General features: G+C 68.9%; 8 protein-coding genes. 7 read left to right on the top strand and 1 reads right to left on the bottom strand.

What is annotated here, in order from left to right; genetic code table 11:
- Together IG178_RS22835 and IG178_RS22830 are read left to right on the top strand one after the other, a co-directional pair.
- Positions 1-286, top strand: a 286-nt coding sequence (locus tag IG178_RS22835) for an ATP-binding protein (RefSeq protein ID WP_226895700.1), incomplete at its 5' end; no start/stop codon positions are given.
- Positions 286-1,221, top strand: a complete 936-nt coding sequence (locus tag IG178_RS22830) for an MBL fold metallo-hydrolase (RefSeq protein ID WP_193214908.1) — start codon at positions 286-288, stop codon at positions 1,219-1,221. The genes IG178_RS22835 and IG178_RS22830, both read left to right, overlap by 1 nt.
- Here the strand turns inward: IG178_RS22830 and IG178_RS22825 are convergent.
- Positions 1,214-1,699: a hypothetical protein gene (locus IG178_RS22825; RefSeq protein ID WP_193214907.1), complete on the bottom strand. Its 486-nt coding sequence runs from the start codon at positions 1,697-1,699 to the stop codon at positions 1,214-1,216. The two genes, IG178_RS22830 and IG178_RS22825, sit on opposite strands and share 8 nt — an antisense overlap.
- 102 nt (positions 1,700-1,801) lie before the next feature.
- Between IG178_RS22825 and IG178_RS22820 the strand changes: the two genes are divergently transcribed.
- The 5 genes from IG178_RS22820 to IG178_RS22800 all read left to right on the top strand — a co-directional run.
- Positions 1,802-2,347, top strand: a complete 546-nt coding sequence (locus IG178_RS22820; protein ID WP_193214906.1) for a YceI family protein — start codon at positions 1,802-1,804, stop codon at positions 2,345-2,347.
- Between the two features lie 7 nt (positions 2,348-2,354).
- On the top strand, positions 2,355-3,281 hold the full coding sequence (locus tag IG178_RS22815) for a polyprenyl synthetase family protein (RefSeq protein ID WP_193214905.1): 927 nt from the start codon (positions 2,355-2,357) through the stop codon (positions 3,279-3,281).
- A gap of 12 nt (positions 3,282-3,293) precedes the next feature.
- Positions 3,294-4,406: an ABC transporter permease gene (locus IG178_RS22810; RefSeq protein WP_193214904.1), complete on the top strand. Its 1,113-nt coding sequence runs from the start codon at positions 3,294-3,296 to the stop codon at positions 4,404-4,406.
- A gap of 14 nt (positions 4,407-4,420) precedes the next feature.
- Positions 4,421-5,083 (top strand): ABC transporter ATP-binding protein, encoded by a 663-nt coding sequence (locus IG178_RS22805; protein ID WP_193214903.1) that lies wholly within the window; start codon positions 4,421-4,423, stop codon positions 5,081-5,083.
- Positions 5,080-7,717: heme-copper oxidase family protein (locus tag IG178_RS22800; protein WP_193214902.1), on the top strand; the 2,638-nt coding region annotated here is incomplete at its 3' end. The genes IG178_RS22805 and IG178_RS22800, both read left to right, overlap by 4 nt.

Here is a 7,717-nt window from a genome sequence, read left to right as displayed (position 1 = left end):
GGCCCGGCCCGGGGCGGCGCCCCCCGCCCCATGGGTCGTCATGCGCATCGCCAATCGCGGGGAAATCCCCGGCGGCCGGGTCCGGGAAGAGATCTTCGAGCGCTTCCGGCGCGGACCCGGCATCGGCGAAAACGTGCGCGGCCACGGGCTCGGCCTCAACATCGCCCGCGAGCTGGCCCGGGCCCACGGCGGCGAGCTGGCACTCGCCGACACCGGCAGCGGCTGGATCACCTTTGAACTGAAGCTTCCCGCCTCCGGACCGGCGGCAGGCACATCGCCCGGATGATGTCGCGCCGCTTCTCCAACCCGTGGATCCACGACGAGCACCGTTTCCGCGACGTGCTGCGCTGGAAGCTGGGCCGCAGCCCCGCCGACCCCCCGTCCGCGGCGCCCGACCGTCCCGCGCCGGCGGTTCCGATCGACCTGCAGCCAGCTCCCCCGGCAGGCTGGCGCGTCACCTGGCTCGGCCACGCCTCGTTTCTCCTCCAGGGCTGCGGCCGGAACCTGCTCGTCGATCCCGTTTTCTCCGACCATTGCGCGCCGCTGCCGCTGCCATCGCTGCGCCGGCACGTCGAGCCGCCCTGCCGGATCGACCAGCTGCCGAAGATCGACGGCGTACTGCTGACCCATTCCCACTACGATCACCTCGACCTGCCCACCCTGGTCGCGCTCGGGAGGGAAACCCCGCTGGTCGTTGCCGAGGGCCACGCCGGCTGGCTGGGACGCAAGGGCTTCCGCGAAGTACGAGAGATCCCGTGGTTCGGCACCGCGGAATTCCTGCCCGGGCTGCAGGTCACGGCGACGCCCGCCCAGCATTTCACCGCGCGAACCCCCTTCGACCGCAACCGCGGCCACTGGTGCGGATGGCTGATCGAAGGCGGGGGATTCAAGCTCTGGCACGCCGGCGACAGCGGCCACTGTCCCGCCTTCGGCGAGATCGGAATGAAGCTCGGTCCCATCGATTTCGCGATGATCCCGATTGGCGCCTACGCGCCCCGCTGGTTCATGAAGCCCATGCACATGACCCCGGAAGAAGCGGTCCGGGTCTTCCGGGATGCCCGCTGCCGCCGCGCCGTGGCGATGCACTGGGGGACTTTCCGCCTGACCGACGAACCCCTCGGCGAGCCGCCCCTGCGGCTGGCCGCCGAAGTGGAGCGGGCCGGCATTCCCGCGGGTAATTTCGTCGCCGGAGCGGTCGGCGAATCGTGGTCGGTCACTTGAGGAAGTTGTTCACCCCCTCGGTGGCCGGATCCCAGTACTGGACCGAGGTGACCTTGCCGCTGGAGAGTCCGAGCACCGTCACCTTGCCCTTCTGCTCGGGAAAGTTGGCGATCAACTCCGCGTCGTCGCCGAGGATGATGCGGTGATTGTACTTCTTCATCTTCGGCAACGCGAACATGCGGCCGATGCCGGGCATGCCGTGGATGTTGGCGATGTAGACCGCCTTCTTGCCCGGCAGGTGATCCTTGCCCAGCACGCTCAGCGCGCCGTTGGCCTTCTTGCCGGTGTCCATGTCGTGGCTGACCAGCAGGTAGCGGGTGTTCTTCGCGTCGAAGGTGTAGGCCTGCTCGTGCTGGTCCTTGGCGGAGAACGCCTTCACCGTGCTGCCCTTGGCATACGGATCGGCCTGTGCCGCAAACGTGCCGAGGAAGAGGGCGAGAACGACGCGGAAAATGATGCTGTTGAGAATGCTTTTCATCGGTAACGGGACGGTTACAAAACAAGGGCCTGAATGCCGGATTTCTCCGGGACATAGGCTGGGAAGCAGTGAAGGGTGGCGCAAGACAATCTCCGTAACATCATGCCACGAACTCTTCCCACCTTTCTCTGCGGGATCCTGCTGATCGCTACACAAGCAGGGGCCGCCACCTTGAAAGTGGACAAGAGCAGGAGCCGGATCCAGGTGGATGCCAAGGCCACCGGTCACGCGTTTACCGGCACGCTTTCGAAATACGACGCACAGGTCACCGGCGACGCCGCCTCGCTCGCTCCGTCCGCGGTGAAGCTGAGCTGGAAATTCGCCGACCTGAAAACCGAGGACGAGAAGCGCGACAAGGAAATGATCAAGTGGCTCGGCGGCGGCAAACCGGAAGGCCGCTTCGAGTTCATCAAGACCTGGGAGGACAAGGGCACCTCCTACGCCCAGGGGAAGATCACGATCCACGGCGTCTCGAAAGTCATTGCCTTTCCCTACACCGTAAAGAAGGCCGGCAACTGGGTCACCATCGATGGCACCGCCTCGCTCGACTATCAGGACTTCGGCCTGCCGATCATCCGCGCGATGGCGGTGATGACCGTGAATCCGAAGCTTTCGGTGCGCTTCCATCTGGTGGGTCAGGTCAAGTGAACTGCAAATGAACGCGGAGGCATGGTGGAAACGCAGGGCGGGTTGCGCCCGGGAGCTGCTCATGGCCGGATTCCGGCAGGGGCTGGGAAAAATCAGTGAACCGCGGCTGGCCGCGGCGGCCGGGGACATCCTCGCCCGCCCGGGATCGATGATCCGCGCGGTGGTCGCCTACCTGATCGGCATCGAGATGGGCATGCTCGAGGAATCCGCGCGCGCCATGGCCTGCGGGATCGAGTACCTCCACACCGCCTCGCTGGTCTTCGACGACCTTCCCGCGATGGATGACGCCCGCATCCGCCGGGGCGTGCCCTGCACCCACGTGGTTCACGGCGAGGCGATGGCGATGCTGGCCAGCCTCGCCCTGGTCAACCGCGGCTACACCCTCCTGTGGCAAGGCATGCGGGAGGCGCCGGCTTCCCGGCGCGCCGAGGCCGGACGACTGGTCGACGAGTGCCTCGGTGTCGACGGGGTGATCGGCGGCCAGGCCTACGACCTCGCCGGCTGGCGCGGCGACCAGGATCCCGCCGAAGTCGCCGAGGTCGCCGCGCGGAAAACCGGGGCCTTGCTCCGGCTGACCCTGGTACTGCCTGCACTCTGTGGCCGCGGCAATTCGCGAGAACTCCAGCTCCTCGACCGGCTCGCCCTGCTCCGCGGCCTCGCCTATCAGGCCGCGGACGACCTCAAGGATGTGATCGCCTGCGAACCCTCGAGCGGGAAGTCGGGCGGCCGTGACGCCGAACTCGGCCGGCCGAACCTGGTCGCCGCGGAAGGGCAGGAGGCCGCCTTGCAACGACTCCGGCGCTTGCAGGAAACCGGCGACCGGGTGGAAGCCGCGCTCCCGGGCCCCGCCGGCCGCTGGGGCATGCTGGCGCTGCTCCGGGTCGCCCCGCCGGCAACCGGGGAAGGGCTTTCCATGTCTTCCGCGGCGGTCTAACACTGAGGCGGCATGTCCCTCTGGGGTTTGATATTCACCAACCTGCGCCGCCACCGGGTGCGCACCGCCATCGGCGCCGCCGGCATCGCGCTCGGGGTCGCCACCATGCTCAGCGTGGTCGGCCTGCTCGGCGGAGCGGTCAAGATGTTCGAGCGCATCCTGCGCAGCGACGCCGAGATGGTCGTGTTCGAGAAGAACGTTTCCGACCTGTTCTTCAGCAACGTGCCGGCGGCCCTCGTCGATGACCTCGAGTCGCAGCCTTTCGTCAAGGAAGCGCAACCGGTGCTGTTCGCCATCGTCACCGCGCCCGACCGTCCGGTCGTCACCTGCTTCGGAATCCGCGCCACCGACGGCCGGCTGGCGAAGGCGGAATGGCTGTCGGGAAGCATCGCCGGCTTCCTCGACGACGGCGACGACGTGGTCCTCGGCGAACGCGCCGCCGACTTCCTCGGGGCGGCCGCGGGCGACGAGGTTGAACTCGGCCAGGGCAAGCACCGGGTGGCCGGCGTGGTGCGGATGGAGAACGGCTTCGAGAACGGCGGCGTCTTCATGCCGCTCGCCGCCTGCCAGCGGACCTTCCACAAGGAGGGCTTCTCGTCGGTGATCACCGTGGCCCTCGCCGACGGCCACGACCCGGTGGAGGTGAAGCGCTGGATCGAGCGCGCGCATCCGCGCATGACCGCGCTGGAAAACGAGGAGTTCAGCCGCAGCTACTCGCAGTTCAAGATCCTCAAGACCACCGCCTGGGTGGTCGGCGGCTGCGCCTTCCTGTTAGGCGGGCTCAGCGTCACCAACACGATGATCCTGTCGGTCTTCAGCCGCATCAAGGAGATCGCCATCGCCCGCGTCTGCGGCTTCTCGCGCGGCCAGGTGGCCGGCATGATCTTCGGCGAGTCGCTCGCCGTCTGCGCCTTCGGCATCCTCGGCGGCTGGCTGCTCAGCCTCGCCGGCCTGCGCCTGCTGCAGGCCATTCCGCAGCTCCAGGGCTACATCGAGCCGAACATCGGCTGGCAGGAAATCGCCGGCGCGGCGGTGCTGGCCCTCGGCACGGCCCTCGCCGGCGCGCTCTATCCGGCGTGGTACGCCGCCCGCCTCAACCCCGCCCAGGCCCTCCGTTTCGAATAACAACAATCACTGCCATGGTGGAAATCCAAGACGTCTGGAAAAGCTTCGACCGCGGCCGGATCGAGGTCCTGAAAGGAGTCGACCTCAAGGTCGCGGCCGGGGAAACCGTCGCTTTGTGCGGGACTTCCGGCTGCGGAAAGTCGACCCTGCTCAACGTGATCGCCGGCCTCGAGGATCCCGACAAGGGCAGCGTCCGCACCGCGGGCAGGATCATCGGCGGCGAGCGCGAGCGGGTCGACCTGTTGCGGCACAAGGTCGGCTTCATCTTCCAGCTCCACCACCTGATGCCCGACCTGACGCTCGAGGAAAACTGCCTGGTGCCGGTGATCGCCGCCGGCGGCAAGCGGGCGGACGCGATGGCGCGGCTGGAGGAGCTGGCCGCGGCGACCGGCATCGCGCCGCGGCTGAAGCAGCGGGTGCGCGAGCTTTCCGGTGGCGAACGCCAGCGCGGCGCTTTGGTGCGCTCGCTGATGAACGAACCCGACCTTCTGTTAGGCGACGAACCGACCGGCGCCCTCGACGAGGCGAACCGCGAGCGGGTCTTCGCCCTGCTGCTCGACCTGGTGCGCGCCAAGGGCCGCACGCTGGTGATGGCCACCCATGATCCGGAGCTGGCCCGCCGCTGCGACCGGGTGGTGAGAATGCGCGACGGCCGCATCCAGGACGATGCCGCGTGAACGCCGGCCGTCATGCCCTGGGCTGGCTGGTCGTTGGCAACGCGGCCGGGCTCTGGCTGTCGGTCTTGCTGCTCTTCCCCGGGCTCCAGGCCGGGGAATGGACCTACGGCCGCTGGATGCCCGTTCACCTCAACGTCCAGCTCTACGGCTGGACCGCGCTGCCGCTGGCCGGCTGGCTGCTGTCGATCTACGGGGTCTCCCGTAAATGGTCGGACGCCGCCGTCTGGGCCTGGTCCGCGGCCTTGCTGGCGGGAGCGCTGTCGTGGCTCGGCGGCGGCTCCTCGGGCAAGATCTTCCTCGACTGGAAAGGCGGCCCGCTGTTCGCCTTCGTCGCCGCACTCGGCTTGCTGTGGCTGGCACTGGCGGTCGCCTGGACCCGGAACCGGGCCGGCTGGCCGCCGGTGAAGCGATGGCTTTCCGGCACCGGCCTGGTCCTGCTCGCGGCGGTGCCGTGGGGCATGCTCCACGCCAGTTCCCCGGCCGTCTATCCGCCGGTCGACACCAGCACCGGCGGTCCGACCGGTGCCAGCCTCCTCGGGTCCACGCTGGTGGTGGTCGGGCTGCTGCTGTTGTTGCCGCGGACTTGCGGGATCGAGTCCAAGCGTCCCGGCCTGCCCTGGAAGACCCTGGCTTTCTTTGCCGCCAGCTGGCTGCTGTTCGGCCTGGCGGAAGCTCGCGGGGGCACCCACGCCGACGCCGTGCAGATCGGCGCCCTCGCGCTGCTGTTGCCCTGGCCGTGGCTGGTCTTCTGGGATTGGCACGGCTTCCGCTGGCCGGTCCGCCCCCACGGCTGGCGCCTGGCGCTGCTGATGTGGTGGGGCCTGCTGGTCGTCTCGGGATTCGCCACCTACCTCCCCGGCATCCTCGACCGCCTCAAATTCACCCACGGCCTGGTCGCCCACTCGCATCTCGCGATGGCCGGATTCACGACGGCATTCTGCGCGCTGCTGCTGCGGCTGGGAGGCAACCGCTTCGGCACCATCGTCTCGACCATCAGCTGGAACATCGCCGCCCTGCTGATGATCCTGGTCCTCGCCGCCACGGGACTGGCGGAAAGCAGCGGCATCACCTGGATGGCCGATGCCCCGGCCTGGCGCATCACCGCGCTCGCCTTGCGCGCGCTCTGCGGCGTGGTCATGCTGGCCGCGTCGGTCCATTGGCTCGTCACCTGGAAGTCACCCGCCGGCGCCCCCGACCCTCATGAAAAAGTTCGCCCAGATCTGGAGCATCGCCGCCGGCGCGATGGACGCGGCCACGGGCCTGTTGTTGATCTTCCTGCCGGGCCTGGTGCTGGTTCTGCTGGGGATCCCGGAGCCGCCGGCGGAAGCGATGATCTTCCTGAAATGGATTGGGGTTTTCGTCGCGGCGGTGGGTCTCTCCTACGCCTGGACCCTGCGCGGGGAGAGCGCGGCGGAGACGGTCTGGGGCTTCACGGCGACGGTCCGCTCGGCGGTCGCGATCTTCCTGGCGACGATGATCTTGAACGGGCGGCTGGCATCGCCGTGGGCGGTGGTGGCGGCGGCCGACGCGGCGGTGGCGATCCTCCAGATCCTGGGCCTGCGGGCCGGCTGGTGGCGGTCGGGGGCGGCCTGATGCTGGCACCCCGCGCCGCCGGGGTGGTGGCGATGGTCTACGCCCACTTCCTGATCTTCGCGCAGTTTGCCTGGGTCGAGCTCTTGCGCGGTGCCGGCACACCGGTGCTCCACGAGAAGATTTCACTCGGGTTGATGGCCGCCGCGGGCATCGCCGCCGGTTTCGTCACCTCGGCCCGGAATACGAGCCCTCTCGTACTTCGCACCGCCCTGGCGGTCGCTGCCCTGGCCGCGGTGATCGCGCCCTTCGCACCCGGAACACCGCTGGCCTGGGTCGTGGCACCCGTCACCGGCGCGGCGATCGGCGTCATGACGGTGACGCTGGCAACGCTGCTGCCACGCTGGTGCAGCGTCGCCTGGATCGGACTGGGCACCGGGCTCGGCTACGCGCTGTGCAACCTGCCGGCGACCTTCCTTTCCTCTCCGGACCGGCAGGCATGGATCGGCGCGTTTTTCGCCCTCGCCGGCGCGGTGCTGGTGCCGCGCCAGGTCCGGACCCGGCCCACCCCGGCGCCGGAGGAGCCCGTCCGGGGCGTTGCCGCGATCGTCGCGGCCTTCACCGCCTTGGTTTGGCTGGATTCCGCCGCCTTCTTCGTCATCCAGCACGCCGCCGAATTGAAGTCGGCCACCTGGGGCGAGGCGATGTTGTGGCGGAATGCCATCGTTCACCTGTTCGTCGCCATTGCCGCGGGACTCTGGTTGCGCCGCGGCTTGTCGCCCCTGCTGGTCGCCGCCTGGATCATCCTGGCGGTGGCGGCCCTGGCGGTGAACGAACCCGCCACCCGCGGCATCGCCGGCTGGTGGTATCCCGCCGGGGTCTCGCTCTATTCGACCGCGCTGGTCGCCTGGCCGGGCTTTTTCGCCGCCAGCGACGACCCGCGGCGCATTGCCCGCCGCGCCGCCTGGCTGTTCGCGGTGGCGGGATGGTTCGGTTCCGCCAACGGCATCGGCATGGCGGAATCCCTGCAGCGGGTGCCCGCGGTTTTCGTCGCCGGCGCGGGCATCGTGCTGGCCGCGGCATTGTTTTTCCGCCGCTCATGTG

The sequence above is a fragment of the Neoluteolibacter marinus genome (assembly GCF_014904755.1).
Taxonomy (GTDB): Bacteria; Verrucomicrobiota; Verrucomicrobiia; order Verrucomicrobiales; family Akkermansiaceae; genus Haloferula; species Haloferula marina.
The sequence above is the reverse complement of the archived record's forward strand: the minus strand, read 5'-3'. Positions and strand labels throughout refer to the sequence as shown.